Source organism: Amycolatopsis sp. NPDC047767, from assembly GCF_040704195.1.
Classification (GTDB): domain Bacteria; phylum Actinomycetota; class Actinomycetes; order Mycobacteriales; family Pseudonocardiaceae; genus Amycolatopsis.
This window is the reverse complement of the sequence record NZ_JBEYSJ010000003.1, coordinates 265,697-290,804: the sequence shown is the minus strand read 5'-3', so window position 1 is coordinate 290,804 and position 25,108 is coordinate 265,697. Positions and strand designations below refer to the sequence as shown.

At 71.5% G+C, this 25,108-nt stretch carries 29 protein-coding genes; 12 read left to right on the top strand and 17 right to left on the bottom strand.

The window, feature by feature from the left end; translation table 11 throughout:
• Positions 1–11: 11 nt before the first annotated feature.
• Both AB0878_RS07535 and AB0878_RS07530 read left to right on the top strand, forming a co-directional pair.
• Positions 12–989: a prephenate dehydrogenase gene (locus tag AB0878_RS07535; RefSeq protein ID WP_366577485.1), complete on the top strand. Its 978-nt coding sequence runs from the start codon at positions 12–14 to the stop codon at positions 987–989.
• An 82-nt stretch (positions 990–1,071) separates the two neighbouring features.
• Entirely contained in the window at positions 1,072–1,299 is a 228-nt protein-coding gene (locus AB0878_RS07530; protein WP_366577483.1) for an antitoxin, read from the top strand.
• Positions 1,300–1,307: 8 nt separating this feature from the next.
• On the opposite strand, the gene AB0878_RS07525 is transcribed toward AB0878_RS07530, so the two are convergent.
• On the bottom strand, positions 1,308–3,269 hold the full coding sequence (locus AB0878_RS07525; RefSeq protein WP_366577481.1) for an FUSC family protein: 1,962 nt from the start codon (positions 3,267–3,269) through the stop codon (positions 1,308–1,310).
• Between the two features lie 72 nt (positions 3,270–3,341).
• Here AB0878_RS07525 and AB0878_RS07520 point away from each other — a divergent pair, with 72 nt between their 5' ends.
• On the top strand, positions 3,342–3,794 hold the full coding sequence (locus AB0878_RS07520; protein ID WP_366577479.1) for an SRPBCC family protein: 453 nt from the start codon (positions 3,342–3,344) through the stop codon (positions 3,792–3,794).
• Between the two features lie 138 nt (positions 3,795–3,932).
• Positions 3,933–4,622, top strand: coding sequence for a polysaccharide deacetylase family protein (locus tag AB0878_RS07515; protein ID WP_366577908.1), 690 nt, complete (start codon positions 3,933–3,935; stop codon positions 4,620–4,622).
• 4 nt (positions 4,623–4,626) lie between these two features.
• Here AB0878_RS07515 and AB0878_RS07510 read toward each other — a convergent pair whose 3' ends face one another.
• The 6 genes from AB0878_RS07510 to AB0878_RS07485 all read right to left on the bottom strand — a co-directional run bounded on the left by AB0878_RS07510 (position 4,627) and on the right by AB0878_RS07485 (position 11,072).
• Complete coding sequence (locus AB0878_RS07510) at positions 4,627–7,098, bottom strand: CHAT domain-containing tetratricopeptide repeat protein (RefSeq protein WP_366577906.1); 2,472 nt, start codon at positions 7,096–7,098, stop codon at positions 4,627–4,629.
• Between the two features lie 174 nt (positions 7,099–7,272).
• On the bottom strand, positions 7,273–7,755 hold the full coding sequence (locus AB0878_RS07505; protein ID WP_366577477.1) for a carboxypeptidase regulatory-like domain-containing protein: 483 nt from the start codon (positions 7,753–7,755) through the stop codon (positions 7,273–7,275).
• A complete protein-coding gene (locus tag AB0878_RS07500; protein WP_366577475.1) occupies positions 7,752–8,357 on the bottom strand; it encodes a sigma-70 family RNA polymerase sigma factor in 606 nt (201 codons plus the stop codon). Before AB0878_RS07500 ends, AB0878_RS07505 begins: the two co-directional genes overlap by 4 nt.
• Positions 8,358–9,361: 1,004 nt before the next feature.
• Positions 9,362–9,505 carry a hypothetical protein gene (locus AB0878_RS07495; protein ID WP_366577473.1) on the bottom strand — a complete coding sequence of 48 codons (144 nt, stop codon included), beginning with the start codon at positions 9,503–9,505 and terminating at the stop codon, positions 9,362–9,364.
• A gap of 100 nt (positions 9,506–9,605) precedes the next feature.
• Positions 9,606–10,361, bottom strand: coding sequence for an SGNH/GDSL hydrolase family protein (locus AB0878_RS07490; RefSeq protein ID WP_366577471.1), 756 nt, complete (start codon positions 10,359–10,361; stop codon positions 9,606–9,608).
• Positions 10,362–10,448: 87 nt separating this feature from the next.
• Positions 10,449–11,072, bottom strand: a complete 624-nt coding sequence (locus AB0878_RS07485) for an NAD(P)H-binding protein (protein ID WP_366577469.1) — start codon at positions 11,070–11,072, stop codon at positions 10,449–10,451.
• A gap of 90 nt (positions 11,073–11,162) precedes the next feature.
• On the opposite strand from AB0878_RS07485, the gene AB0878_RS07480 reads away from it, so the two are divergent.
• On the top strand, positions 11,163–11,735 hold the full coding sequence (locus AB0878_RS07480; protein WP_366577467.1) for a TetR family transcriptional regulator: 573 nt from the start codon (positions 11,163–11,165) through the stop codon (positions 11,733–11,735).
• A gap of 4 nt (positions 11,736–11,739) precedes the next feature.
• Here AB0878_RS07480 and AB0878_RS07475 read toward each other — a convergent pair whose 3' ends face one another.
• On the bottom strand, positions 11,740–12,228 hold the full coding sequence (locus AB0878_RS07475) for a MarR family transcriptional regulator (protein WP_366577465.1): 489 nt from the start codon (positions 12,226–12,228) through the stop codon (positions 11,740–11,742).
• 94 nt (positions 12,229–12,322) lie between these two features.
• Between AB0878_RS07475 and AB0878_RS07470 the strand changes: the two genes are divergently transcribed.
• Together AB0878_RS07470 and AB0878_RS07465 are read left to right on the top strand one after the other, a co-directional pair.
• Complete coding sequence (locus tag AB0878_RS07470) at positions 12,323–13,216, top strand: ABC transporter ATP-binding protein (RefSeq protein ID WP_366577463.1); 894 nt, start codon at positions 12,323–12,325, stop codon at positions 13,214–13,216.
• The gene (locus tag AB0878_RS07465; RefSeq protein ID WP_366577461.1) at positions 13,213–14,841 is read left to right on the top strand and encodes an ABC transporter permease; all 1,629 of its coding nucleotides are present in this window, start codon (positions 13,213–13,215) and stop codon (positions 14,839–14,841) included. The genes AB0878_RS07470 and AB0878_RS07465 overlap by 4 nt, the downstream gene beginning before the upstream one ends.
• On the opposite strand, the gene AB0878_RS07460 is transcribed toward AB0878_RS07465, so the two are convergent.
• From AB0878_RS07460 to AB0878_RS07450, 3 genes are all read right to left on the bottom strand, one after another.
• A complete protein-coding gene (locus tag AB0878_RS07460) occupies positions 14,838–15,278 on the bottom strand; it encodes a hypothetical protein (RefSeq protein ID WP_366577459.1) in 441 nt (146 codons plus the stop codon). The two genes, AB0878_RS07465 and AB0878_RS07460, sit on opposite strands and share 4 nt — an antisense overlap.
• Before the next feature lie 36 nt (positions 15,279–15,314).
• Complete coding sequence (locus tag AB0878_RS07455; RefSeq protein ID WP_366577457.1) at positions 15,315–15,683, bottom strand: hypothetical protein; 369 nt, start codon at positions 15,681–15,683, stop codon at positions 15,315–15,317.
• A gap of 844 nt (positions 15,684–16,527) precedes the next feature.
• Positions 16,528–17,088 (bottom strand): TetR/AcrR family transcriptional regulator, encoded by a 561-nt coding sequence (locus AB0878_RS07450; RefSeq protein WP_366577455.1) that lies wholly within the window; start codon positions 17,086–17,088, stop codon positions 16,528–16,530.
• Between the two features lie 104 nt (positions 17,089–17,192).
• Between AB0878_RS07450 and AB0878_RS07445 the strand changes: the two genes are divergently transcribed.
• Entirely contained in the window at positions 17,193–17,987 is a 795-nt protein-coding gene (locus tag AB0878_RS07445; RefSeq protein ID WP_366577453.1) for a nuclear transport factor 2 family protein, read from the top strand.
• On the opposite strand, the gene AB0878_RS07440 is transcribed toward AB0878_RS07445, so the two are convergent.
• From AB0878_RS07440 to AB0878_RS07430, 3 genes are all read right to left on the bottom strand, one after another.
• Positions 17,953–18,738 (bottom strand): metal-dependent hydrolase, encoded by a 786-nt coding sequence (locus tag AB0878_RS07440; RefSeq protein ID WP_366577904.1) that lies wholly within the window; start codon positions 18,736–18,738, stop codon positions 17,953–17,955. The two genes, AB0878_RS07445 and AB0878_RS07440, sit on opposite strands and share 35 nt — an antisense overlap.
• Positions 18,739–18,797: 59 nt before the next feature.
• Positions 18,798–19,151 (bottom strand): STAS domain-containing protein, encoded by a 354-nt coding sequence (locus tag AB0878_RS07435; protein WP_220245742.1) that lies wholly within the window; start codon positions 19,149–19,151, stop codon positions 18,798–18,800.
• A gap of 254 nt (positions 19,152–19,405) precedes the next feature.
• Positions 19,406–19,714, bottom strand: coding sequence for a WhiB family transcriptional regulator (locus tag AB0878_RS07430; RefSeq protein ID WP_326567734.1), 309 nt, complete (start codon positions 19,712–19,714; stop codon positions 19,406–19,408).
• A gap of 151 nt (positions 19,715–19,865) precedes the next feature.
• On the opposite strand from AB0878_RS07430, the gene AB0878_RS07425 reads away from it, so the two are divergent.
• From AB0878_RS07425 to AB0878_RS07410, 4 genes are all read left to right on the top strand, one after another.
• On the top strand, positions 19,866–20,282 hold the full coding sequence (locus AB0878_RS07425; protein WP_366577451.1) for an anti-sigma factor: 417 nt from the start codon (positions 19,866–19,868) through the stop codon (positions 20,280–20,282).
• Complete coding sequence (locus tag AB0878_RS07420) at positions 20,279–21,052, top strand: SigB/SigF/SigG family RNA polymerase sigma factor (RefSeq protein WP_364044307.1); 774 nt, start codon at positions 20,279–20,281, stop codon at positions 21,050–21,052. The genes AB0878_RS07425 and AB0878_RS07420 overlap by 4 nt, the downstream gene beginning before the upstream one ends.
• 67 nt (positions 21,053–21,119) lie before the next feature.
• Positions 21,120–21,542: an ATP-binding protein gene (locus AB0878_RS07415; protein ID WP_366577448.1), complete on the top strand. Its 423-nt coding sequence runs from the start codon at positions 21,120–21,122 to the stop codon at positions 21,540–21,542.
• Between the two features lie 48 nt (positions 21,543–21,590).
• The gene (locus AB0878_RS07410) at positions 21,591–22,571 is read left to right on the top strand and encodes an aldo/keto reductase (RefSeq protein ID WP_366577446.1); all 981 of its coding nucleotides are present in this window, start codon (positions 21,591–21,593) and stop codon (positions 22,569–22,571) included.
• Between the two features lie 70 nt (positions 22,572–22,641).
• Here AB0878_RS07410 and AB0878_RS07405 read toward each other — a convergent pair whose 3' ends face one another.
• The 3 genes from AB0878_RS07405 to AB0878_RS07395 form a co-directional block, all read right to left on the bottom strand.
• Complete coding sequence (locus tag AB0878_RS07405) at positions 22,642–23,388, bottom strand: 3D domain-containing protein (protein WP_366577444.1); 747 nt, start codon at positions 23,386–23,388, stop codon at positions 22,642–22,644.
• Between the two features lie 112 nt (positions 23,389–23,500).
• A complete protein-coding gene (locus AB0878_RS07400) occupies positions 23,501–24,154 on the bottom strand; it encodes an alpha/beta hydrolase (RefSeq protein ID WP_366577442.1) in 654 nt (217 codons plus the stop codon).
• Between the two features lie 44 nt (positions 24,155–24,198).
• Positions 24,199–24,849, bottom strand: a complete 651-nt coding sequence (locus AB0878_RS07395; RefSeq protein ID WP_366577440.1) for an HNH endonuclease family protein — start codon at positions 24,847–24,849, stop codon at positions 24,199–24,201.
• Between the last annotated feature and the right edge of the window lie 259 nt (positions 24,850–25,108).

The window sequence follows — 25,108 nt, the reverse complement described above, 5'->3', positions numbered from 1 at the left end:
CCACTGGCAGGATGAGGCCCGTGCGAGATGTGTGCGTGATCGGGCTCGGGCTCATCGGCGGGTCGCTGCTGCGCGCGAGCGTGGCCGGCGGCAGGACCACGTGGGGCGCCGCGGTGTCCGAAGTGGACGCCGACGCCGCCAGCCGCGCCGGCTACGACGTGACCACCGACGTGGAAGCCGCGCTGCACCGGGCGGAGTCGGCCGAGGCGCTGATCGTGCTCGCCGTGCCGCTGCCGGCCGTCGAGAACCTGCTGCGGCTGGTCGCGCAGCACGCACCGCACTGCATTCTCACCGACGTCGTCAGCGTGAAGGGCCCGATGCTCGACGCCGTGCGCCGGCGCGCGCCGTACACGCGTTACGTCGGCGGGCACCCGATGGCGGGCACGGCCGAGTCGGGCTGGCTCGCGGGCAACGCTTCGCTGTTCGAGGGCGCGGCCTGGGTCGTCGGCGTCGAGGAGGACACCGACCTGGAGGCGTGGGCCGAGGTGACCCGGCTGGTGCTCGACGTCGGCGCGTTCGCCGTGCCGCTGCCCGCCGACTCGCACGACGAGACCGTCGCGCGGATCTCGCACCTGCCCCACCTGTTCGCCGCGATCCTGGCGACCATCGGCGCCCAGGGTGGCCCGCTCGCGATGTCCCTGGCCGCCGGCTCCTACCGCGACGGCACCCGCGTGGCCGGCTCCAGCCCCGAACTGGTCCGCGCCATGACCGAAGGCAACCGCGACGCGCTCCTGCCCATCGTCGACGAGGCCCTCGGCCGCCTCGGCGCCGCCCGCGGCTCGCTCGCCTCCACCGGCGGCCTCGCCGCCACCATCAAAGCCGGCCACGACGGCGCCCTGGCCTGGGCCGCCGCCCACGACGCCGCCCGCTCGGGCGTCCGCATCACCCTGTCCGCCCCGGACGCCCGCGAAGCCCTCATCGGCCTGGGCGAACGCGGCGGCCGCATCACGGCGCTGGAAGACGGCGTGGCCGCCGGGGAAGTCAACTGACCCCAGGGAATTCGCCGGAGTTGCCGGGGGCGTCCGTTGTGTGACGATGGGGGCGTCTGAACTCCGGGATTGGGGAGCGAGCATGGGCATCAACTTCGACGAGCTCAAGAACAAAGCCACCGAGGCGCTGCGAGACAACAGCGACAAGATCGAGCAGGGCCTCGACAAGGCGGCCGGGTTCGCCAAGGCCAAGACGAGCGGCCACGACGCGCAGATCGACGGCGGGGTGGAAAAGGCCAAGGACTTCCTCGGCAAGCTCGCCGGCACCGACAAGCCCGGCGACGGTCAGCAGCAGCCCCCGCAGCAGTAGGCGGCCGGTCAGGTGCGCCGGTGGTAGGGCAGGAACCGGCGCACCAGCCGCAGCGGCGTGGTCTCGACGAGGTCCGGACCGCGCACCGCGTCGAAGGTCGAGCCGAGCTGGTCGACGACGCCGGCGAGCTGGGCGCTGTCCGGCAGGGGCACGGATCCGGGCTCACGCTGTTCGCGCACGGCTGCTGCGAGCTCGGCCAAGGCGTCGGTGATCAGCGAGATCTCCGCGGGCGACGGGGCGGGCACGCCGCGGCCGAGTGTCACGGCGACCTCCGTGACGGCGTCGGCCACGCGCTCCAGCCCGGCGATCACCGGCCACCATGCCACGGCGTGCCGGCCCGCGGGTGAGGGCTCCACGATCACCTGCTGGAACGCCGTGCGCAGGTCCGCGAGAGCGCGGTAGGCGGCGCGGCGCGAGCGTGACCGGGCCAGTCGCGCTTCGGGGGTCGAGTTGAGGACCAAGGCCGCACGCACGTAATCCGCGACCGTGTCGAAGCTGTCCGCCAGCCGGCCGCCGACACGCGGGCGGCGGGAGCCGGGCCAGAGCAGGTAGCCGATCAGCAGCACGATCACGCAGCCGGTGACGGTGTCCAGCAGCCGCGCGAGGACGACCGACCAGCTGCCCGTCTGGGCGAGGTCCATCTGCAGGATGATCAGCGGCGTCACGAAGGTGCCGAGCATGCCGTAGTTGCGCACCTTCCCGATCGCGGCACCGCCCGCGAACAGGGCGATCAGCACCACCAGCACCCAGCCGCGCGCGCCGACGGCGAGCACGATCGCGCCGAGGCCGACGCCGGCGATCGTCCCCATGCCGCGCAGCAGCGCGCGGCCGAAGACCGAGCCGAAGTCGGGTTTCAGCACCACGCCGACCGTCAGCGTGATCCAGTACGAACGCTCGAACGGCACCAGCAGCGCCACGACCTCGGCGACCGCCACGCACACCGTGAGGCGCAGGGCGGCCAGCCACGTGTAGGGACCCGAAGCGAGCGAACCGAGCCATTCGCGCAAGCGCTGCGCCGGCGACGCGGGCTTGCGGCGCTGCCGGTCGTCGCCTTTCTCGATGCGCGCGAGACCGGCGTAGAGCGCGGACTCCACCGGGTCGAGGTCGTCCTCGGGCATCGGCGGCGGCGCAGGCAGCGGCTGGGTCGCGAGCACGGACGCGGCCGCGCCGGCGAGGTAGTCGATGACCTCGGGCGGCGGCCGGTGCCCGGCGTTGACCATCGCCACGGACGCCTCGACGGCAGGAGTGGTGGCGGACAACAGGTTCAGCAGCTGGCGGTACGCAGCATCGCGACCCGAGAGCCACGAGCGCGCGGTGAGCAGCCGGTCGTACGCGGTGCTCATGGCCGTGGTCAGCTGGTTGCGGGCGACGCGCGACGTCGGCTCGTCGGTGGCCGACAGCATCGCGGCGAGCTCGATGTAGACCTGCGCGACAGCGGTGCGTTCGGGGCTGGTGCCACGGACCGTCCACGTCACCAGCGCCACGAACAGGCTCCAGGCCGCGCCGAGGCAGAAGTAGCCGAACAGCTCTTCGACCTTCAGGCCCGTCGCGTGCTGCGCGGTGCCGAGCACGCAGAAGACGAACATCTGCAGCGCCGCCACCGACGCGTTGCTGCCGGCCGCGCTGATCAGCGCCGACACCGCGGCGATCACCACGATCGCCGGGATCGACCACGCCGGCACCGCGCCCGTGAGGAGGCCGACGAGGTACCCGCCGGCCGCCGCGAGCGTCGCGCCGCCCAGCCGGCGCGCGCGGTAGCGGTACGGCCCGGCGGCCTCGGACAACACGGCGGGCAGCGCGCCGGTGGAAACCAGGGCACCCACCGCGATGTCGCCGGCCGCGTACGCGACAGCCAGCGGCGTGGCGAGCGCGAGGACGGCGCGGGCGACCATGTTCCACGGCACCGGGACCGGTTTCGAGCGGAGGAGCTGGACCAGCCAGTGCGGCGCGGCGAAGTCGGGGCGGCTCACGCACCCATCTTGACCTACGCTGAGCGTCTCGGGTTAATTATCACCCTGTCAACAAGACGGAAGGGGCCGACGATGCCGGGCCGTACGTTCTCGTTCGAGGTCAACCGCGTGAGCACGGCGCCGCCGGAAGTCCTGTTCCGCCTGGAAACCGAGGGTCCGCTGTGGTCGACGTGGGGCCGGCCGCTGATCGTTCAGGCCCGCTGGGCACGGCGGGGTGACGACGATCCCAACGGCGTCGGCGCCGTCCGCGAGGTGGGACTGTGGCCGGTGCTGCTGCGCGAGAAAACGGTGGAGTACGAGCCCGACCGGCGCCACGTCTACACGTTCGACGGCTCCGGGCCGGTCCGCGACTACCGCGCCGAGGTGTTCTTCACCCCCAATTCCGCGGGCGGCACGGACCTGCGCTGGACGGGTTCGTTCACCGAGTCCGTGCCCGGCACCGGAGCCTTCGCCGCCGCCGCGCTCCGCGGTGCGATCCGGATTCTGTCGGCACAACTGGTCAAAGCGGCCGACTCCGGGCGCTGACCGGGGTGCGCTGGGCCACAGCGGTTCAACTCCGGCCCCGGGCGCGACGTCTCCCCTCGTGTGAAGCGTGTGACGAAGCTGGGTGTGGTGGTGGCCGGGTTGTTCGCGGTGGCGGCTTGTTCCGCGCCGGCACCGGTTGTGGCGCCGTCGCCCAGCCAGCCGAACCCCGCGCCCGGCGCGGTGCACCCGACGGTTCCGCCGGGGCCGTACCCGTTCGGCACGGTGCAGCAGAAGGCACCCGCCATCGCCGACGGCAAGGTCGGCGTGGTCCGCCGGATCACCACCACGAAGCCGTACGTGTTCATCACCATGGACGACGGCGCCGTCAAGGACCCCTCGGCGCCGGGCCTGATCCAGCAGTCGGGCGGGCACCCGGTGCTGTTCCTGAACCAGCGTTACGTGAAGGGCCACCAGGCCTACTTCAAGTCCATTTTGGACTCGACGGGCGCGACGCTGGGCGACCACACCGTCGACCACCCCAACCTCAAGGGCAAACCGCTGGCCTACCAGCAAAAGCAGATCTGCGACGACGCCGACGACTTCCAGCGCGAGCTCGGCGTGCGGCCCGTGTTGTTCCGGCCACCGTTCGGCAACTACGACCAGAACACGCTGCACGCCGCCCAGCTCTGCGGCATGCGGGTCGCCGTGCTGTGGTCCGCGGCCGTGAACGACGGCCACGTCCAGTTCCAGGTCGGCGACAAGCTGCGCCCGGGCGACATCGTGCTGATGCACTTCCGCAAGACGTTCAAGGAAGACTACGAAGCTTTTCTCGCGCAGGCCAAGAAAGACGGCCTGACGCCGGTTCCGCTCGCGGACTTCCTGGGCTAGTCGGTCAGCCCGCGCCCAGGCAGACGAACGGTCGCCGCAGCGGGTCCACGGCGATCGCCTCCGCCAGCGCCAGCGCGGGCGGCGTACCGTCGGACAGCCGCCGGTGCAGGTCCGCCATCGTGTCCGCCGCCGCGCGGTCGCCGACGCGGGCGACGGCGCCGATCACCGTACGAGAGCCGCTCGCGAGCAGCGTGCCGGCGAAGCCGAGGGCTTCCTCACCCGGGCGGATGTGGCTCATCGCCAGCTCGCAGGCCGCGAGGACAACGCGTTCGGGCGGGTTCGCGAGGCGCGAGGTCTCGTGCGCGAACAGCGGGCCGTCGACGAGTTCGAGGCGGGAGAACAACGCGTTGGCCGGCTCGTGGGCGCCGTGGGCGACGAGGTGGGCCAGGCGGGTGCCGTCGAGCGCGGCGAGGACGGCGGAGCTGGTGGCGCCGGAGCCGTCGACGAGCCGGGCGTCCGGGTAGACCGAACGCAGTTTGCTCACCTCGCCGACCGCGCCGGGCACGCCGGGACCGCCGGCGAGCAGCACGGCGTCGGCGTCGGTAGCGCGTTTGGCGGTGATCCACGCGGTGGCCGACGGCGCGATGGACACCGCGTGGCCGCGCAGCGACGGCAGCGCGCCCCACGGCATCGCGTAGAGCTGCCCGATCGGGACGATCACGAGTTCGCGGTCGTCGAGCGTCTTGACCAGCGACGCGGAGATCAGCGCGTCGAGCTTGTCCGCGCGCCGGACGGCGGACGCCGCCACGGTCTCGGCCAGCATCGGCGGCAGGTGGTCGGGTGCAAGGGCGTCGAGGTCGGCGTGCAGTTGCTTCGCCGTCTCCACGATGTCGTGGTACGGCCCGAGCTTCAGCAGCCGGAACGACCCGCGGTCGACGACCACCGAGTACAGCTGCCCGTTGTACGGCACCAGGCTCACGAGCACACGGTCGCCGAGCTGCGCCACGACCTCGTCCGGCGTCGCGACCGGCCGCGGCCGGCCCCACGGGCTCGTGTGCCAGCCGAGCCGGCTCGCCTCGTGCTGCAGTGCGGAATAGCGCTGCTCCAGCGCCTTCACGGGCTCGCCCTCGGCGCGGGCGCGCTGGATCGTGCGCTGCAGGTGCCGCATCTCCGTGATGTGCTTCGACAGCACCGGATCCTCGATCACCGGCAGCGGTTCGTAGCGGTAGACCTGGGCCCGCGTGCGCTCCAGCCACGCGAACATGCGGCGGGCGCCCGCGGCGTTGTTGCGGGCGCGGCGCAGCACGAGCTGCATCGCGAGCCGGCCCAGTTCTTCGCCGTGCACGGCCGTGCCGCACACCAGGTCGAGCCCGCCCATGCGGTCGCGGATCATGCCCAGCTCACGAAGCCCGGCGCGCGCCTGTGCGAGCGCGGACCGCGGCCGGCCCGTGGCCACGGCCAGCTCCGCGCGGCACAGCCGGAACAGCATCCGGTGGTCGATCGGCGTCGTCTCGCGCGGCTTCGGCACCCGGGCCAGCACCTTCGCGGCCTCGTCGATTTCCCGGCGCCGCAACAGGAGCCGGACGGCGAGCAGCCGCGCGACGGCCGCCTCGTCACGCACCCCGAGCCCCGACAGGCGTTCGGCCAGCGCCACGAGTTCGGCGGGCAGCCGCGGGGTCGACCGGGCGCCCCGCGTGCTGAGGATCTTGTGCGCGTCGGCGCGGAACCGGGCGAGGCCGGCGATCTCGGCCCACGTCGTGTTGCCGCGGCGCAGGAACCGGCGGCGCGCGGCGGACGCGAACTTGCGCGCCAGCTCGAAGTCTCCCTCCAGCAGCGCGGCGGCGGCGCGGGCGACTTCCGCTTCGGCGACGTACTGGCCCGTGCGGTTGGCCCGCAGCTGCGGGAGCGCTTCGTCGAGGTGGCGCGCCGCTTCCTCGCCGAGGCCCGCGGTGAGCAGCGCCCGCGCCTGGTCGAGGCGCACGACCTGCAGCGATCCGGGGCTGACGGTGCCGTAGAGCCGCGCCGCTTCCTCGTAGTTGCGCAAGGCCTCGGGCACGTCGCCGACGAGCTGGGCGTGGTCGCCGAGGTTCTGCCGGATCTTCCCTTCGAGCAACGTGTGACCGTGCTCGACGGCGAGCGTGAGCGCACGGCTGAGGTCGCGGTGCGCGGCGTCCGGCTTGTTCATCGCCATGTGCACGAGGGCGCGGTTGTTCAGCGTCCGCACGAGCAGCAGGAAGCCGTCGTCCACTTCGGACTCGATGGACGGCAGCACGAGGTCGTAGAGGGCCAGCGCGTCGGCGGAGCGGCCCGCGCGCATCACGACAACGGCGCGCTGCAGGCTGATGATCAGCCGCAACGAGCCGCGCACCGCGCCCTCCGGAAGCCGCAGCCGCACGGTTTCGGCGACCTCGAGGTGCGCCAGGCCCGCCTCGGTCGACGTGACCTCCGCCTCGGCCGAGGCCAGGCTGATGAGCACGCGGGTGTGCAGCTCGAGGACGTCGCCCACCGGCTCGGGAGCCCGCGCGAGCCGGTTCAGCGCCTGGTGGAACAGGCGTACCGCGGCGCCCGGCCGGAAGTCGGCGGCTGCGGCGCGGCCCCTCGTGTAGAAGTCAGCCGCCGCCGCGATCACCCGATCGGAGGCGGATTGCTGCTCGGACACACCCTCTATCTGAGCACACTCCAGCGACACGCCGTAACGCCCGTCCGGGTTCTAGAGCACGACCGTGGGAGTCACGACAGTCCGGCGCCGCGGCCCCTCACCGAGGTGCACCAGGATCTGCGTGGTCCCGCACGGCACGTTCTCGAGCACGAACCGGCCACCCTCGTCGGCGACGGTGGCGAACGTGCCCTCGTCGGCCACGCGGATCTCCACCTCGTACTCGCCGGCGGGCGCGAGCCAGCCGTCGATCCGGTGCAGCTTGCCGACGCGGGTCAAGTTGATCATCACCGTCAGGTCGCTGACGGTGAACGTGATCGTGCCCGTGGCCGTGCTGCGGACGCCGGCGAGCTCGCCGGCGCGCTCCCACCGCGCGACCTCGACGTCGAGGTTCTCCAGTTCGAGCGCGAACTGGACCCGCTGCACCAGATCGTCCGGTGGCGGGTCCAGTTCGTCGAGGAAACGGCCTAGATCGGCAAGCAGCGTCTCGTCGTCCGGCAGAGCGCTGCCACTTCCCGGCGCGCCGATGTCGTTCATCGGCCACCCCCTTCTCCTGCGAGGAGATCGCGCATCGTGTCGAGGCAACGACCCCTGGTGGGTCCGATGCTGCCGCGCGGCATCCGCATCGCTTCGGCCACCGCCTGGTATTCGGCGCGGCCGGCGAGAACGGTGAGGCGAAGCAGTTCCTGGCAGCGAGTGGGCAGCCGGAGGAAGGCGCGCCAGACCCGTCGGTCGTTGTCGGCGCGCACGGCTTCGTCCTCGGGCGCGGGGTGGGTGCTTTCGAGGTTCTCGGCGACCTCTTCGCTCAACGGCACCGGCTGGACGCGGCGCCCGTACGGGTGGGCAGCTTCGCGTCTCGCGGTGGTGATCAGCCACGCGGCCAGCGCGCGCGGATCGCGCAGCTTCTCCAGCTGGCTGAACAGAGCGAGCCACACCGTCTGCACTACGTCTTCGGCGACCTGGCGGTTCAGCCCGTTCGCGCGCGCGACGTGCCAGACGAGCGGCGTCAGCTCCTCGACGAGTTTCGCCATCGCCCGCCGGTCACCGGCCCGCGCCGCCTCCATGCAGGCAGCGTGCAGGTCGACGCCGGTCAGGCCTTCCCATGGCGGGTCTACCTCGGTGGTTTGCACGTCGGTCACCGTATCTGCCTCGCTCTCGAGGCGCGTTGGGTTCGGCGGCGGTGTCGCGGGTCTGTCTCGGGGGCCTTCTCGGGGAAGGAGCAGGCAGGAAGGGCTGGGATACATCGGGTCACTTACTCGGGTGGTGGGCCGTCGTGGTGGGTCGGTGCTGCGGAGTGGTGCTGCGGAGTGGTGGTGATCGGTGCTGTGGATCGGTGGCTCACGGTCGGGTGCTGGGTGGTCCGATCGTGGGCGGGCCGGCCTGGTGGGCCAGCCCCTTGCGGCCGGTTTCCGCGGCCCGACCTGGTGGGGCCGGTCCTCGGTTCTCGGTCCTCGGTCTCGGTCCTCGCCGTCTCGGTGCGCCGGCTCGGTGCGCCGGTCCTCGTCCTCGCGGTTCAGTTGCCGGTGGCCGACCTGGCGGGTCGGTCCCTCGTGTCGCGGTGCTCCGGCCTGGCGGGTCGGTCCTCGGTCGTGCCGGCTCGGTACGCCGGTCCTCCCCCTCGTCGGGTCCGGCTTCCGTGGCCCGACCTGGTGGGTCGGTCCTCAGTCACCTGGTCTCGCCGTGAGCCGGCGTGGTGTGCCGGTTCCTGTCCTCGTGGTCCGCGGTGGCGGGCCGGCTCGTCGTGGACCGGTCTGGTCCTCCGGTCCGGTTGATCACCCGATCCGGCGTGGTGCGCCAGACCGCCGACCCGGGCCGGTTGGTCCTCCGGCCCGCTCCGTGATCCGCCCTGGCCGCTCACCCGATCTGGTGTGGTGCACCGGATCGCCAGCCGCACCGGGCCTCCGTGGGCCGATCCGGTGGACCGGCCCTTGTAGCCGCGCCGGGGCGGCTCCCCCGTGGGTCGGCCCGGTGGTGCGGCTTCGTGCACCGACCGGCGCGGGCGTGCACCCGCACCGGCCGGCGCTCCCCTCCCTCTTCCACGGGTCCGCTCCCCATCGAACCCGTCCGGGCGGCTCCTCCCCTGAACCCGCCCGGCAGACGGCGTCCGGCAGCCCCCTCGGCCCCCGGGCGCCGCCCGGTCTCGCTACTTCGAGGTGGTCGGCTCGTCGTAGGGGTCGAAAGCGCCGTCAGGCTGCGTCGTGCCACCGCCACCGTGCGGCGGCTTGCCGGTGGTGACCGGCGGGGCGGGGGTGGTCGGCGTGTTCTCTTCGGTGGACTCGGCGGGCATCTGGGTCTCCCTTTTCCCTCGGCTGCCCCATAGGACGCAACAAGGGTCCCCCCAGATACACGGAGAGCGAAGATTTCTGGGAACATTTCGTCTCCGCTGATCAGATGGGTTGGCGCGGCTCCCTCGGATGCGGATCGACCGTGACCCCGGGTAGGCCGGCGACCACCGCGGGCGCCAGCGCCGCGGCCCAATCGCGGTACCCGATCGGCCCCGGGTGGAAGCGGTCCTCGGCGAACGTGCCCTCGTGCAGCAGGTCGGGTGTCATCGCCGAGTACGTGACACCCGGCAGCCGCGCGAGCTCGGCCGCGGCTGCGTCCAACGCCGTCGAGCGCGCGGACAGCGCGTCGCGCAGCGGCCGGGGCAACGACGGGAAGCTCGCCATCGGCGGCACCCCGGCCAGGACCACCGGCACCGGCCCCAGCCGTTGCCGCACGTCGGCGACCACCCCCAGCAGGTCGCGCCGGAACCGCGCGGCCGAGTGCAGCTCGAGAGTGTCGTTCACCCCCAGCGCGACCACCACGACGTCGGCCGGCGCCAGCCGCGCGACCAGCGACCGCCGGACCACCGCGGCGGTCGCCCCCGTCAGACCCACCGCCTGCCAGCGCACCCGCAGACCACGGCGGGCGAGCTCGTTCGCGAGCTGACCGGTGAGCCCGTCGGCGTGCGCGGCCACGCCGACACCGTCCACGGTGGACTCCCCGAGCACGACGAGCCGGACCACCGGGCCGTCGCCGAGGACGCCCGAGGTCGGCCCGCCGGCGCCGGGCAGGCGTGGGGTGCCGCGGCGGACGCGCAGCGCTTGCACCGCGAGGACCGGGGCCAGCGCGGCGAACAGGAAGAGCCGGAGGAGAGCCATGCCACCGACCTTAAACACGATCACCGACCGTTCCGGCCCGCGAGGCCGAGTTGTCCACAGGCAGAGCGAGTTGTGGACAACTCGTCCTCAACCGCGCGCGATCCCGACGGTTTCCCCGACCAACGCCGTATCCTCCGCCGCGTCGAGCAGGAACGTCGCGACGTCCGCGCGCGAAATGCTGAAGCCGCCCCGCAAAGCGCCTCGCGAACTCGACCGCACCCGGCCCGTGGCCGGACCGTCGGTGAGCCGAGGCGGACGCACGATCGTCCACTTCAGGTCACTGGCCCGGATCGCCGACTCCATCACGCGCAGATCGTCGAAACCGTTGCGCAGCACCGCACCCAGGATGGGCTTGACCACGAACCGCGTGAACGGGTCGTCGCCCTCGGTCGTCAGGCCGATCGCGCTCACCGCGACGAACCGCGTGGTCCCGGCCGCCGCGATCACGGCTCGCGCACCGTCGGCGTTCACCGTGGTCGGACGGCGGTCGCGCGCCCCGAGCGCCAGGACGATCGCGTCGCGTCCCTCGAGCGCCAAACCCAGCGAAGGATCGTCGAGCGCGTGCACCGCGACGTCCAGCCGCGGATGGCTCGCGACGTGCAGCCGCTCGGGCGACCGGACCACGGCCGTCACGTGCCAGCCCCGCGCGAGCGCCTCCCGCACGGCCAGCGTGCCGATCCGTCCACTCGCGCCGAGAACGGTGATCTTCATGGCGACTCCTCCGACCCAGGGGTGAGTGTTTACTCACCAGGTAGGGTGAGTAAACACTCACCACGCTGAGAACGTCCTCAGGGAGCACCGTTGGGAAGCCGTCAGGACCTCGTCGCCGCAGCCGCCAAGGTCATGCGCGAGCAGGGCTACGCACACGCGACCACGAAGGCCATCGCGCAGGCCGCGGGGTATTCGGAAGCCTTGCTGTACAAGCACTTCCGCGACAAGACGGCGTTGTTCCTCGCCGTGCTGAGCGAGGAGCTGCCGGCGCTGGGCGCCACGGCCGCGCGCCTCACGCGCCACGCCGCCGACGCGTCGCTGGAACAGAACCTGACCGAGCTGGCCGGCACCGCGCTCGAGTTCTACCGCGCGAGCTTCCCGATCTCCGTCTCGATCTTCTCCTCGCGCGACCTGCTGCGCACCCACCGCGCCGCGCTCGACGCCGAACACGGCCCCGACCAGCCGATCGTCCTGGTGGAGACGTACCTGCGGGCCGAAGCCGCGCTCGGCCGCATCCCCGCCCACACCGACCTCGACGCGGCGGCACGGCTGCTGCTCGGCGCGTGCTTCCAGCAGGCCTTCCTGGACTCCTTCGAAGACACCGACAGCGGCACCGCCGTCGCGGCCCGCCTGGCGAAAACGCTGATCGCCGGGTTCCGCTAGACCATCAGGCTTCGGCCGCCCGCTGCCGGGACCGCTCCTCGTGCCACCGGTCGTAGAGGTTCGTGACCTCTTTCAGCACGAACGACAGGAAGTCCTGCATCTCCGCCAGCCGCTTGCCGGCCGGCGTGTCCGCGCCCAGCGCGTCGATGCCTTCCTCGGCCGCGTCGCGCCACATGATCAGGAACCGGTCGCGTTTGAGGAATGTCGCGTACCAAAGGTCGTCGTACAGCCGGTAGTGGTCGCGCCGCTCGCCCGGCTCGCGGACCTTCGTCACGAGCCCCACCTGCTCCAGGTACCGCACGGCACCGGAAACGGCCGCGGGACTCACCGACAGCTGCGACGCCAGATCGGCGGCCGTGAGCTGACCTTCGTCGGTCGTCATCAGGGCCGCGAAGACGCGGGCGGCCATGCGCTGCATCCCGATCTGCGACAGCACGAGGCCCAGGCTCTCGACGTACCGGCGGACGGCGTCCTCGTCTCGCTGCGTCGTCATTCGTCCATCCTCTCGCACGCCCCAGGCCATGATCACTAGATCCAGACATTTTCTTAACTTCACAACTTCGTGAAACAAGTGTAGCTTCCGAAACATGGGAAACGCCATCTCGATCTCCGGCCTCCACAAGTCGTTTGGCGCGGCGATGGCCCTCGACGGCCTCGATCTCCAGGTTCCCGTGGGGGAAGTCCACGGTTTTCTCGGCCCGAACGGCGCCGGGAAGTCCACCACCGTCCGGGTTCTGCTCGGGCTGCTGCACGCCGACGCGGGCGAGGTGCGCCTGCTCGACGGCGATCCCTGGCGCGACGCGGCGTGCCTGCACCACCGCCTCGCCTACGTGCCCGGCGACGTCAACCTCTGGCCCAACCTCTCGGGCGGCGAGGTGATCGACCTGCTCGGCCGCCTGCGCGGCGGGCTCGACCAGGGCCGGCGCAAGGACCTCATCGAGCGGTTCGACCTCGACCCGCGCAAGAAAGGCCGCACGTACTCCAAGGGCAACCGGCAGAAGGTCGCCATCGTGGCCGCGCTCGCGTCCACTGTGGACCTGCTGATCCTCGACGAGCCGACCTCGGGCCTCGACCCGCTCATGGAGTCGGTGTTCCAGGAGTGCATCCAGGAGGAACGCGCGCAGGGGCGCACCGTGCTGCTGTCGAGCCACATCCTCGCGGAGGTGGAAGCGTTGTGCGACAAGGTGAGCATCATCCGCAACGGCCGCACCGTCGAGTCCGGCACGCTGGCCGAGCTGCGCCACCTGACCCGCACGTCGATCACCGCGGAGCTGGCCGGGCCGCCCAACGGCCTGGCCAATCTCGCCGACGTCCACGACCTCGAGGTCACCGGCAACCGCGTGAAGTTCGACGTCGAGACGCGCTCGCTCGACGACGCGTTGCGCCAGCTCACGCAGGTCGGCGTGCGCAGCCTGGTCAGCCAGCCGCCGACGCTCGAGGAGCTCTTCCTGCGCCACTACACCGAGGGGACCGGGAAATGACCGCGACCCTCACGCGGGCGCCGGCCACGAACACGGCGCTCGTCGGCACCTGGCACCTCACGCGGCTCGCGCTGCGGCGCGACCGCGTGATCCTGCCGATCTGGATCGTGCTGCTCAGCATCGTCCCGGCCGCCACGGTGTCGAGCTACGACCAGTTCTACCCCGACGCCGCCAGCCGCGCGGCACTCACCGCGGGTGCCGCCGCGAACCCGTCGTTCTCCCTGCTCTACGGCCCCGCCTTCGACCTCACGACGGCGGGTGGCTTCATCGCGTGGCGCATGGGCGGGTTCCTCGCGCTGCTCATCGGGCTGATGGCGGTCTTCACGGTCACGCGCCACACGCGCGCCGAGGAGGACTCGGGTCGCGCGGAGCTGCTGGCGTCCACTGTGGTCGGTCGCTACGCGGCGCTGACGGCGGCCGTCCTCGTCTCCGGCGCGGCGAGCGTGCTGATCGGCGTGATCCAGGTCGGCACGATGATCAGCGCGAAGCTGCCGGCCGACGGTGCGCTGGCCTTCGGCGCGGGCACGGCGTTGGCGGGCTTGGTGTTCACGGGCGTCGCGGCGGTGGCCGTGCAGCTCGCCGAGTACTCGCGCACGGCCAACGGCATCGGCACCGCGGTGATCGGCGTCGCCTTCCTGCTGCGCGGCGCGGGCGACTCGACGTCCGACGCCCACTGGCTCTCGTGGCTTTCGCCGATCGGCTGGTCGCAGCAGGTGCGCCCCTTCGCGGGCGAACGGTGGTGGGTGCTGCTCCTGCCCGTCGTGCTGAGTTTCGTGCTGGGCGCCGCCGGCTACGCCCTCCTGCCGCGACGCGACGTCGGCACCGGCCTGGTGCCGCCCCGTCCGGGACCGCCTGGAGCGAAGGCCTCGCTGCGCACGCCGTTCGCGCTGGCGTGGCGGCTGCAACGCGGCCCGCTGCTGGGCTGGGTCATCGGCTTCGCCGTCGGCGGCGCGCTGTTCGGCTCCATCGCGAGCGGCATCTCCGGCCTCGTCGGCGACACCGAGCAGACGCGTCAGATCTTCGAGCGCCTCGGCGGTTCCGATGCGATCGTCGACGCGTTCCTCGCGACGATGGTGAGCCTGTTCGCCATGCTCAGCGCGCTCTACGGCGTGCAGGCGACGTTGCGGATGCGCACCGAGGAGACGGGCGTGCGCTTCGAACCGCTCCTCGCCACCCGCGTCGGCCGGCTGCGGCTGGCGGCGAGCCACCTCGTGTTCGCGTACGTCGGGACAGCCCTGCTGGTGCTCGTCGGCGGAGTGCTGCTGGGCATTTCGCACGGGCTGCGCTCCGGCGACGTCGGGGGTTCCGTGGCCGACATGCTGACGGCCGTGCTGGTGCAGGTGCCGGCGACGTGGGTGATCGTTTCGGTGTGCACGCTGCTTTTCGGGCTGCTGCCGCGCTTCACCGGCCTGGCCTGGGCGGCCGGTGCGTTGGGGCTGCTGATCAGCCTCTTCGGGCCGGTGGTGAACGCGCCGCAGGCGGTGCTGGATGTTTCGCCGTTCCAGCACCCGCCGAAGCTCCCGGGCGCGGCCTTCACGGCGACACCGATCGTGTGGCTGCTGGTGATCGCGGTGGCGTGCCTGGTGGTCGGCCTGTTCGGCTGGCGCCGGCGGGACGTGGGTTAGCGAACGGTCCCGTCGGGCCCGACGACCAGGTGGACTTGGACTCCTGGCTCACCACACCGGCTCGCTTTCGGCGTCGATGGGTGGACGGTCGTTCGCTGCGGCCGGCCACCGTCGAAGGCGAGCTCGACTTCGACGGGCGCGGCGGGCAGTCCGGGGATCTCGACGAACCCGTACCGCCCGCCGGTCGGCGTGGCCGATGCTGCGCAGGCCGTGGCGGTGCAGGTGGTGGGGCCGGCAGTGGTGGCGTTCTGGAGCTCCACCTGGCGCCGGGTGCAGTGGCCAGACCAGCACGCCGTTACTTCCGCTCGACTGAACTGCCCGGCCGGCACGTCGATGGCGAGGCCGTCGGGCGCGGCGATCGCCGGGCACATGAGCGGTGGTGGGCTGCAGGCGGCGAGGCTGAGCAGGAGGACGGCGACGGCCAGGTGTCTTCGCACGTCAGCCAGACGTACGGGGGCGCCCGGCCGGTTGCATCACCACTGCGACGAGGCGACGTTCGGCGCGATGGCCGACGTCGGCCCCAGCGACGTCGGCGAGCCCGACTCCGACACGGGCGCCGGCGGCTCGCGGGTCACGGACACCGTCGACGTCGTCGTGCGCGGGGGCGGCGCGGGTTCGGACTGTCCGGACTGCGATTGCGTGACAGTCACCGGGGGTGGCGGCTGACCCGTGACCGTCACCGTGACCGGTTGCGCGGGCGGTGGCGACGACGGGACCGACGAATCAGCCGGACGCACCGGCGAGTTCCCGGCCACGAGGAGTGCCGCCACCAGCAGGCCGACGGCGAAGCCGGCGAGCCCGGTTACGACGACAGAACCCCAGGTCGGAGCCGTGTTGGACAAACCGGCACCTCCCTCGCCGAGCCGACGCGCGGGTACGAGGAGTAGTCGCGTTGATCTTATGCCCCGTTACAGACGGTGCAAGTTGAGCCGAATAAACTCAAGTTTTCGATCAGATGACACTGCGCCGCAGGTCCAAGGGCTCGCCGCGACCGGCCCCGGCCGGCCTCCCACGAGCAAACGTTGTGCGGCGCCACCGGATTCTGCCGCTTTCCGCTCACCAGCAGCGCCACCCTCGCGGCCCGATCGCTCTGACGACACTCGCGCCGGCTCCGCAGCCACCCGCCGCCCCAGCGCCCGGCTCGGCGCTCGACAATCGCCCTTTGCGAGGCGCTCACCAGGCAAAACCCCCGCCCTCCCAAGGGGGGCGTCCCCTCTCCATTCTACCGGCCAGCGCCGACAGGACCGTTGAAAAGCTGCGCAGAGGCCCGAGTTATCCACAACTCGATGCCGCTGTGGACAACTCGGGCAGGTCACGCAGCGGACATCGGCGGATCACGAGGGCAGGTCACAGAGAGTTGAGGTCGGCAGAGGGCCGAGGTCGACCACAGGGCAGCGGCGACAGGCGCCAGACGGCCTGGGCGGGTACGTCGCCGGCGGTGCAGGCGCGGGGGTTCGGGATCATCCTCGTCAACGTCTACGCCGTGAGCTTCCGCCAGGCCGTCACGCCGAGGCGGCTGCTGGGTCGCGTGACCTCGACGACGCTGATCCGCGGCACCGCGCCGCTGGGCAGCCTGGCGGGTGGCGGCCTGAGCCACGGTGACGTCGATGCGCACCACGCCGTACGTCGTCGGCGTCGGGCTGGTGTTGTCGACGGCGATCCTGCTCGCGTCGCCGCTGCGGAAGCTCAGGGACCTGCCGGGGTGACGGTGCGGAGGCCGTCGAGCAGCACGCGGACCAAGTGATGACTGCCGGGCGAATAGCGCTCCACCGCCAACGCACCGACGATGAGCGCACGCAGGTCGTCGCCGTCGAGGTCGGTGCGGACGGCGCCCGCGGCCTGCGCGCGTTCGAGCAGGGCGGCGAGGTTCGCGCGGAACTCCGTGCCGACGTCTGCCTTGTACGCGGAGCCCGTGGTGGCGCCGAGGGCTTCGCAGATCGCGCGGTTGAGGGAGGCTTGCTTGATCACGCGTGCGAAGTAGTCGTAGAAGGCCTCGCCCGGGTCTTCGGCGTCGACGAGCTCGCGGGCCTCGGCCGCGAACTGCTCCAGCCGCTCCAGCACCACGGCCTGGAAAAGCGCTTCCTTGCTGGGGAAATGTCGATAGACCGTGCCCGCGCCGACGCCCGCGAGCCGCGCGATGTCGTCGAGGGGCACGGCCAGGCCGTCGGCCGCGAAGGCCTCCTCGGCGGCGGCCAGCACGCGGGCCCGGTTGCGGCGCGCGTCGGCGCGCAGCACTGGCTTGTCCACGGGCGTCCTCCTCGATCTCGTTGACAACCGGAGCGCACACTCCGTATCGTGGGAACCGGGTGCACCGTTCCGATTAAACCTCATTCTTCCTCGGAGAACTCCTGATGAGCCGAACCGTGTCCGAAATCTCGCAGCTCTTCGTCCGCAGCATGCAGACGCTCGACCCCGCGCCGCTCGCCGACGTCTTCGCCGCCGAAGCCGTGTACGAACTGCCCTTCCACGGACACCGCGTCGAGGGCCGCGAAGCGATCCTGGCGACGCTCGGCGACGGCGCCGTCCGCGCCCGAGCGCTCGGGCTGGATTCCGTGGAAGTCGGCATCCGCGAACTGGCCGACGGGTTCGTCGCGGAGCTCACCGTCGAGGGCCGCAACCCGCACACCGGGGAGAGCTACGGGTTCCCGTCGTCGGTCGGGCTGGTGACCGTCCACAATGGAGAGATAACGGCGTACCGCGACTTCCCCAACACCGCGGCCGCGCACACCATGACCGGTGCCGCGACGGTGTTCCGGCAGTTCCTGGACGCGTCCGTGGAGAACCGCTGGGACGACCTCGCCGACCTCTACGCCGAGGACGTGGTGCTGGAAATGCCCTTCACCCCGGTCGGCGTGCCGCGCGTGACGCACGGGCGCGAGGAATTGCGCCGACGCTTCCGCGCGGCCGCGTCGGTGCGCCGCATGACCAAGGCGGACAACGTCGTCGTGCACGAAACCACCGACCCGTCCGTGCTCGTCACGGAGTTCGACCTCCACGGCGACTTCGGCGGCGAGCCGTTCGTCTCGTCGTACGTCATGGTGCTGACCGTGCGCGACGGCAAGATCTCCCACACCCGCGACTACACCGACACCGCGGCGGCGGCGAAGCGGATCACTGCGTCGCGGTCTGTGCCGCCGGTGGGCTGAACAGGCGTTCGGCCGTCGAGGTCGTCCAGCCCCACACGCCGGGGACCAGGAGCACGCCCACGACGACGAAAATCGGGAACACCAGCCGTGTCTCCACCTTTTTGCCGGTGCGCAGGCGGAAGATCTTCGGCGGCCGGATCTCGTACCAGGTTTCGCCCGCGATGGGCAGTGGGAAGAGGAACGGGCAGCCCGACTCGGTGAGCGAGTCGCCGAGGCAGTGGACCAGACAGCCGGCCGCCACGGCGATGCCGAGCCAGCCCGAGATCTGCTGCAGCTGCGCGACGTGATCGGGCGGCGCGGTGAGGTACCACCACAGGATGGCGCCGATGATGACCGGCAGCAGCCAGTCGCCCAGGGCGCCTTCTGCGAGCAGCAGACCGAAGAGCATCACACCGAACACGGCCCACGGACCGCCGGCGGAAGCCCCCCACGATGCGAGCGCACCCAGACCGGCGGCGAAGAGCACCGTGTGCGAGAGGTGGCGGTGCTTGCCGGTCACCTTCTCGTCGCGCGGCCCCTTCGTCAGGGCATACACCGCCGCCGAAACGCGGCGCAGCAGCCACGACAGCGCGCCCGTCAGCCAGCCGAGGAGGCGGGACGCGCTGGCGCCGGGGTGGTCGAGGTCGGGGAGCAACGCGAAGCCGGCTGTGGTGGCGGCGAAGACCACCGCCTGGTGCACGGAACCGGCGCCGACCGCGGGCGCGAGGGCGAGCCCCGCGCACCAGCCGGTCAGGGCGTGGGTGCGCCCCATCATCGTGGATCTCCCCCAGGTCGCGAGCGGAATTCAGGTCCGCGCGACCGTATCGGGGATCAGGCGGGCGGTTCCTCCGACACGCTCAGGTGTTCGGCCACTCCCGTGAGCTCGATGACGCGGCTCACGGCCGAGCTGGGGACCACCGCGAGCTCGACGTCCTGCTCACGGGCCTGCCGCTGGGCGTGCAGGACCACGTTCAACGCCGAGGAGTCGAAGAAGGTCACCCCGGTCAAGTCGGCCACCACGCGCTGCGAGCTCTTGTCCGCGATCAACCCGGCAAGGGCTTCCTGCAGCTGCGGGCTGGTGAGCAGGTCGAGCTCACCGTTGACCACCACCCGCGGCTCGGCGGCCTCGGTGTCCAGCGTGATGCCGAACCCCGGAGGGGTGGCGTTCTGGTCGGCTGCGGGCATGCAGTTTCTCCTCGTCAGGCGCTGCTGCTGCGCCGGTACGCGCCTGTAGTTCAAGCGGCAACCGTTCACGGTTCCAGGCATCTGGAAAGTCCAACCCTAACCCAGTGGGTGACCGCCGCCGCGTCGGCCGCCACTGTCCCGGACAACGGCGCAGGAGAGCAAGAGCCGGACGGCGGCAAGGGCGTTCAGGCGAACGGCCGCGCACACATCGACCCGCGTGCCGTCGGGGCACGCGGGGCGGGTTCGGGGCTGGGTCAGGCGGACAGCGGGTCGCGCTTGGCGGCGCGGCGTTCCCGCATGAACAGCTCACGGCGCTCGATCTCGCCGAGGCCGCCCCAGATGCCGTACGGCTCCTGTACGGTCATGGCGTGCTTGCGGCACTGCGCCAGCACGGGGCAGGTCTGGCAGATCGCCTTGGCGCGCGACTCACGACGCTCGCGTGCGGACCCACGCTCGTTGTCGGTGTGGAAGAACAGACTGCTGTCCGCGCCGCGGCAGGAACCCTGCAGCTGCCACTCCCACTCCTCGGCGACCACGTTGGGCAGCCGGCTCACGTCAGCCATCTCGTCCCCACCTTTCCCGGGATCAGCACTTCGACCGCTACATGCCCGCCGGTCGCGCGAATCAAACCCGGGTTTGGTTTGCTCACACCCCGGGCATGAGCAGACCGGGCAGCACAGGACACGGCCGAGTGAGCCGGAGAGAGGACCGCACGTGGAGGACAACGCCCCGCTCGATCGGGAGGACGCCCAGCTCATCGAGGTGCGGACGGCGGCCATCCCGCACGTGGTGCCCACGCTGCGCACGATCGTCGCGGACATCGCGATGCGCCAGGACTTCGACCTCGACGCGGTGGAAGACCTGCGGATGGCGGTGGACGAGGCGTGCTCGATGCTCCTGCCGTCCTCGGCCGACGGCAAGCTGACCTGCGTCTTCTCGTGGATCGAGGGGCGCATCGAGGTCACCGTGTCGGTGGTCGCCGACACCCCGGACCACGGTGACGACACCGGTCTGTCCTGGCAGCTGCTCACGGCGCTGGCCACGTCGGCTCGCCGCACCGTGACCCCGGCCGAGGGCCGGTACCTCTCCCGGGTTCAGCTCGTCCGGGAGAGCGAGGTGGCGCGCCCGTGACCACCCCCGCCGAAGGCGGCGAGACCGATGTGGCGTCGCTGTTCGACGAGCTGGCCCAGCTGCCCGAAGGCTCGCCGCGCCGCGAGGAGATCCGCGACAGACTGGTGCGCGAGCACCTGGAGCTCGCCCGCAACCTCGCGCGGAAGTTCCGCAACCGCGACGAGGCCATGGACGACCTCGTGCAGATCGCGACGGTCGGCCTGATCCACGCCGTCGACCGCTACGACCCGACGCAGGGCACCGACTTCCTGGCGTTCGCCGTCCCCACCATTTCGGGTGAACTGCGTCACCACTTCCGGGACAACAGCTGGTCGGTACGGGTTCCGAGGCGGCTGAAAGAGCTCAACGCGTCCATCTCCGCCGCGCGCGAGGAGCTCACCGTGCGGCTCTCGCGCGCGCCGCGCCCGAGTGAGATCGCGCAGCACCTCGGCGTGCCGATGGAGGACGTGTACGAAGGCCTGCGCGCCGGCCAGGGCCGCTACGGCGCTTCGCTGGACAACCTGCTGGAGAACTCCGCGCACACGCGCTTCGGCGCGCCCGACGCGAACCTCAGCCAGGCGGAGCTGCGCGAGGCGCTGCGGCCCATGCTGGAGAGCCTGCCGGAGCGGGAGCGCAAGATCGTCGCGCTGCGGTTCGGGTCGGGCATGAGCCAGTCGGACATCGCGCGCCGCGTGGGCGTTTCGCAGATGCAGGTGTCGCGCCTGCTCGCGTCGACGCTGAAAAAACTGCGGACCGGACTCGTCGAGACCGACATCACCGAGGGCACCTGATTCGGGGTCCCCCCGCTTGGGTAGTAAGCCGGTGCGAGTAACGGACAGGTCGGGAGGTGTGGAAGCCATGACGACGTCGAAGATGCCGACGCGAGGCACCACGACACCCGCCACCGTGCGCCTGGCGCTCCCGGACGACGTCATCGCGCCCGCGATCGCCCGCCACGCTGTCCGCGCCGCGCTCGAAGAGCTGGCTGTGGGCGACCAATGGCGGGACGACGTATTGCTGGCGACGTCCGAGCTGGTGACCAACGCGTTCGAGCACGGTGAGCGGCCGGATCGGCTGGAGCTGCGGCTCTCGGAGGGACGGCTGGTGGTCTGCGTCTTCGACGCCGGCCACGAGGTGCCGCGCCTCAAGGAACCCTCACCGGAGGCCGCGCGCAGCCGGGGACTGCAGCTGGTCCACGTGCTGTCGCAGGAGTGGGGCTACGAGCCGTGCGCGGGCGGGAAGTACGTCTGGGCAGCGTTCGCGGTGGGACCGGTCGCGTGAGTGCCTTGACCGCTCGGCGCTGATCCGGGTCCGCTTAGGATCGCTCGTATGGAGACTCGCAAGATCACCCGGCTGGGGCGTGAGGTGTCCGCCGTCGGCCTCGGGTGCTGGCAGCTCGGCGCCGACTGGGGCACCGTCGACGAATCCGAGGCCATGGGCGTGCTGCACGCGGCGGCCGACGAAGGCGTCACCTTCTTCGACACCGCCGACGTCTACGGCGACGGCCGCAGCGAGACGCTGGTCGGCCGCTTCCGCCGCGAACGTGGCGACGGCGTGTTCGTGGCCACGAAGATGGGCCGCCGCGCCGAGCAGGTACCGGAGAACTACGTCGAGAAGAACTTTCGCGAGTGGAACGACCGGTCCCGCCGCAACCTCGGCATGGACACCCTCGACCTCGTCCAGCTCCACTGCCCGCCGACCGCCGTGTACTCGTCGGACGCCGTGTACGACGCACTGGACCGCATGGTCGACGAAGGCCGGATCAAGGCCTACGGCGTCAGCGTCGAAACGTGCGACGAGGCCCTGACGGCACTTTCGCGGCCGAACGTCGCGTCGGTGCAGATCATCCTGAACTGCCTGCGGCTCAAGCCCCTGGAGCGCGTGCTGCCCAAGGCAGTCGAGACGGGCGCCGGGATCATCGCGCGGGTGCCGCTGGCGTCGGGCCTGCTGTCGGGCCGCTACACGGCCGCGACGACCTTCGGGACCGACGACCACCGCAACTTCAACCGGCACGGCGAGGCGTTCGACGTCGGCGAGACCTTCTCGGGCGTGCCGTTCGAGGTCGGGCTGGAGGCCGTGGAGCGCCTGCGCGGGCTGGTGCCGGAGGGGCAGACCCTGGCGCAGTTCGCGTTGCGGTGGATTCTGGATCAGCTCGGGGTTTCCGTGGTGATCCCGGGTGCGCGCAACGCGGAGCAGGCACGGGGCAACACCGTCGCCGCCGGGCTGGCCCCGCTGCCGGAAGAAGCGGCGGCCGGCGTGCGGGCCACGTACGACGAACTGATCCGGCCACTGGTGCACGACAAGTGGTGACGGGCTAGGAAAAGGGCTTCCTCGAGCGGAGATTCACTCGAGGAAGCCCTTTCTTCTGTTCGATGGCTCGCTATTCCACCGTGAGCGTCAGGCGTTGCACTCCCCAGTCGTTGGCCTGGTTGCCCGGCAGCCAGACGTCCAGGATGTCGTCCTTGATCCAGCTGCCGATGTCGGCCGCGTAGCAGTGGCCGTAGCCCGGGACGGAAATCCTGGTGCCCCAAGGGATGTTGCGGGCGTCGACGGCGCAGAAGCCCGGGCCGGCCTGGTAGCCGAGGGCGGTTTGGGCGACGTCGTTGTAGGCGGTGACGCGGTAGTTGAGCGTGGTGCCCTTGGCGACGGCGTAGGGCGCCAGCTGACCGGACGAGCCCACGCGGTACGCGGTGGAGATCTGGCCGAGCGAGCCGGGTGAGTTGTCCTCGGCCGTCATGGCGTAGAGCTGGTAGCTGGCGTTCTGGCAGGGGCTCGCGTCGGTGACCTGGAGCGTCTGCTGGCCCCAGTCGCTGATCCACTGCAGGGCCTGGCCGTTGCGGAATGCACGGTAGGCCTTGGCGCCCGGCACGCGGGAGAACGTGAAGGTGACCTTGCCGTCGCCGCCGAGGCCGCCGGTGACGCCGGTGGGCGCGGGCAGGCGGTTGCTCACGTTGACCGCGCCGACGAGGGAGCCCGGGCCGTGGCCGCCGGAGACGGGGCGGTCGGGGATCGGGCCGGTGTAGAAGTGCTGGCACGCGGGCAAAGTCGCGGCGCTGGCCGTCGCGACGGGGACGGTGACGAGCGCGCCGAGCGCGAGCACGGCGGCGCTGAGGGCTCTGAGTTTCACTTTCGGAACCTCCAGTGGGGACCGGGGTGGAGGAACCGTGCACGGGAGACCGACGTTAGGGAGCACCGAGCCAGCGGTCAATAGGTCTGGACCATTTGGCGGCGCCGCGGTGTCAGAGCGTGGCGAAATACCGCTCGAGCCGCTCGGCCAGCTCAGCCGGACGGCTCAACGCGACGCCGTGGGACCCGTCGATCTCGTCGGCCTCGACGCCGAGCCGCTCGCGCGCGACGCGCCGCTGCAGCTCGGGCGAGAAGAACTTGTCGTCGCGGCAGAGGAGCACGCGCGTGGGGAGGTCGGGCAACTGCGCGTCGGGCCACGGGTCGTCCCACTCCGCGCTGAGCTGGTCGCGGCTGCGGCTCAGGGCTTCGGCGGCGAGCTCCGGCGGCACGTCGCCGAGGTAGATCTCCGTGTCGGTGAGGTCCGCGCCCGGGCCTTCGAACCCGACGTTGCCCCACCACTGGGCCGGCGGCTCCCCCGGCGCGGGCACCATGCCGGCGAGGAAAACGAGCAGCCGCGCGTTTTCCAGCCGCGCCGCGGCCAGCCCAGCGGTGAATCCGCCGTAGGAATGCCCGACCACGACGATGTCCGGCTTTCCCTCCACCGCCGCGGTGGCCGTGGCCGCGAACTCCGCCAGCTTCGCCTCGGGGTTGCCGAGCGGCAGGTCCGGCGCCACGGCTTCGTGGCCGCGCCGCCGCAGCTCGTCGACGACGAGGTGCCATTCCCAGCCGCTGCCGCCACCGCCGTGGATGAGGAGGAAGGTCGCCATGCCAGGGACAGTAACCGAGGGGTCCGACAGTTCCGGCCCGCGTATCAGGCCGGGCAGCGGCGCAGCATGTCCTGCAGCGCCGTCTTCTCCCCCGTCGTGATGGTGAGGCCGTAGAAGTGCTTCACGGTCACCCAGTCCGTCGCGTAGGTGCACCAGAACGACACCAGCGGCGGCTTCCACTCGTCGGGCGCCTTGTCGCCCTTCTGCTGGTTGAGGTTGTCCGTGACGGCGAAGAGCTGGGGGCGAGTGAGGTCGTTGGCGAACTGCTCGCGTTTGGACTGCGGCCAGTCGCGCGCGCCGCTGGCCCAGGCCTGGCCGAGGGGCACCATGTGGTCGATGTCGACGTCGCCGGGCTTGGTCCAGGTCTCGGCGTCGTACACGCTGAACCAGGTGCCGGACGTCGGGTTGCAGTCGGTGCCGGCCTTGACGTCCTTGCCGTCGCGCTTGAGCACGAGCTCGCGCGTGTTGCAGTTGTGCCCCTGGTTGTCCCAGTGCGGGAATTTGTCACGGGAGTAGCCGGACATCGACGTGCGCGGCGCGATTTTCAGCTCCGCCAGCTGCTGCGTGACGTCGGCGGGTGCGGCACCCGTGGGCTCGGCGCCGCTCGGCCGTCCGGCGTACCAGATCCCCGCGACGGCCACCACGAGAACCACGACGACCAGCAGGATTCGCTGGGTGGGAGACGTCCGGGCCATGCGCGCGTGATCCTCTCGACGGGTTCAGGAGGCGGCAGTACCGATCCGACCAAAGTAGGCCGACCCCCAAGCGGCGCGTAGCCGTTGCTACGAAGCCATTCGGCCGTGACTGTGGTCGGATTGGTAATGATCGGCGCAGTATGCCCGGCGCGAGGCCCGTGATCGCGCCGACACTCTCAGCTGCGCGCGAACCGTGTCCGGGACCACGGTGTCACGTCCGCGGCGCGTCGAGCGACTACTGGGGTGGGGGTAGGCGGAA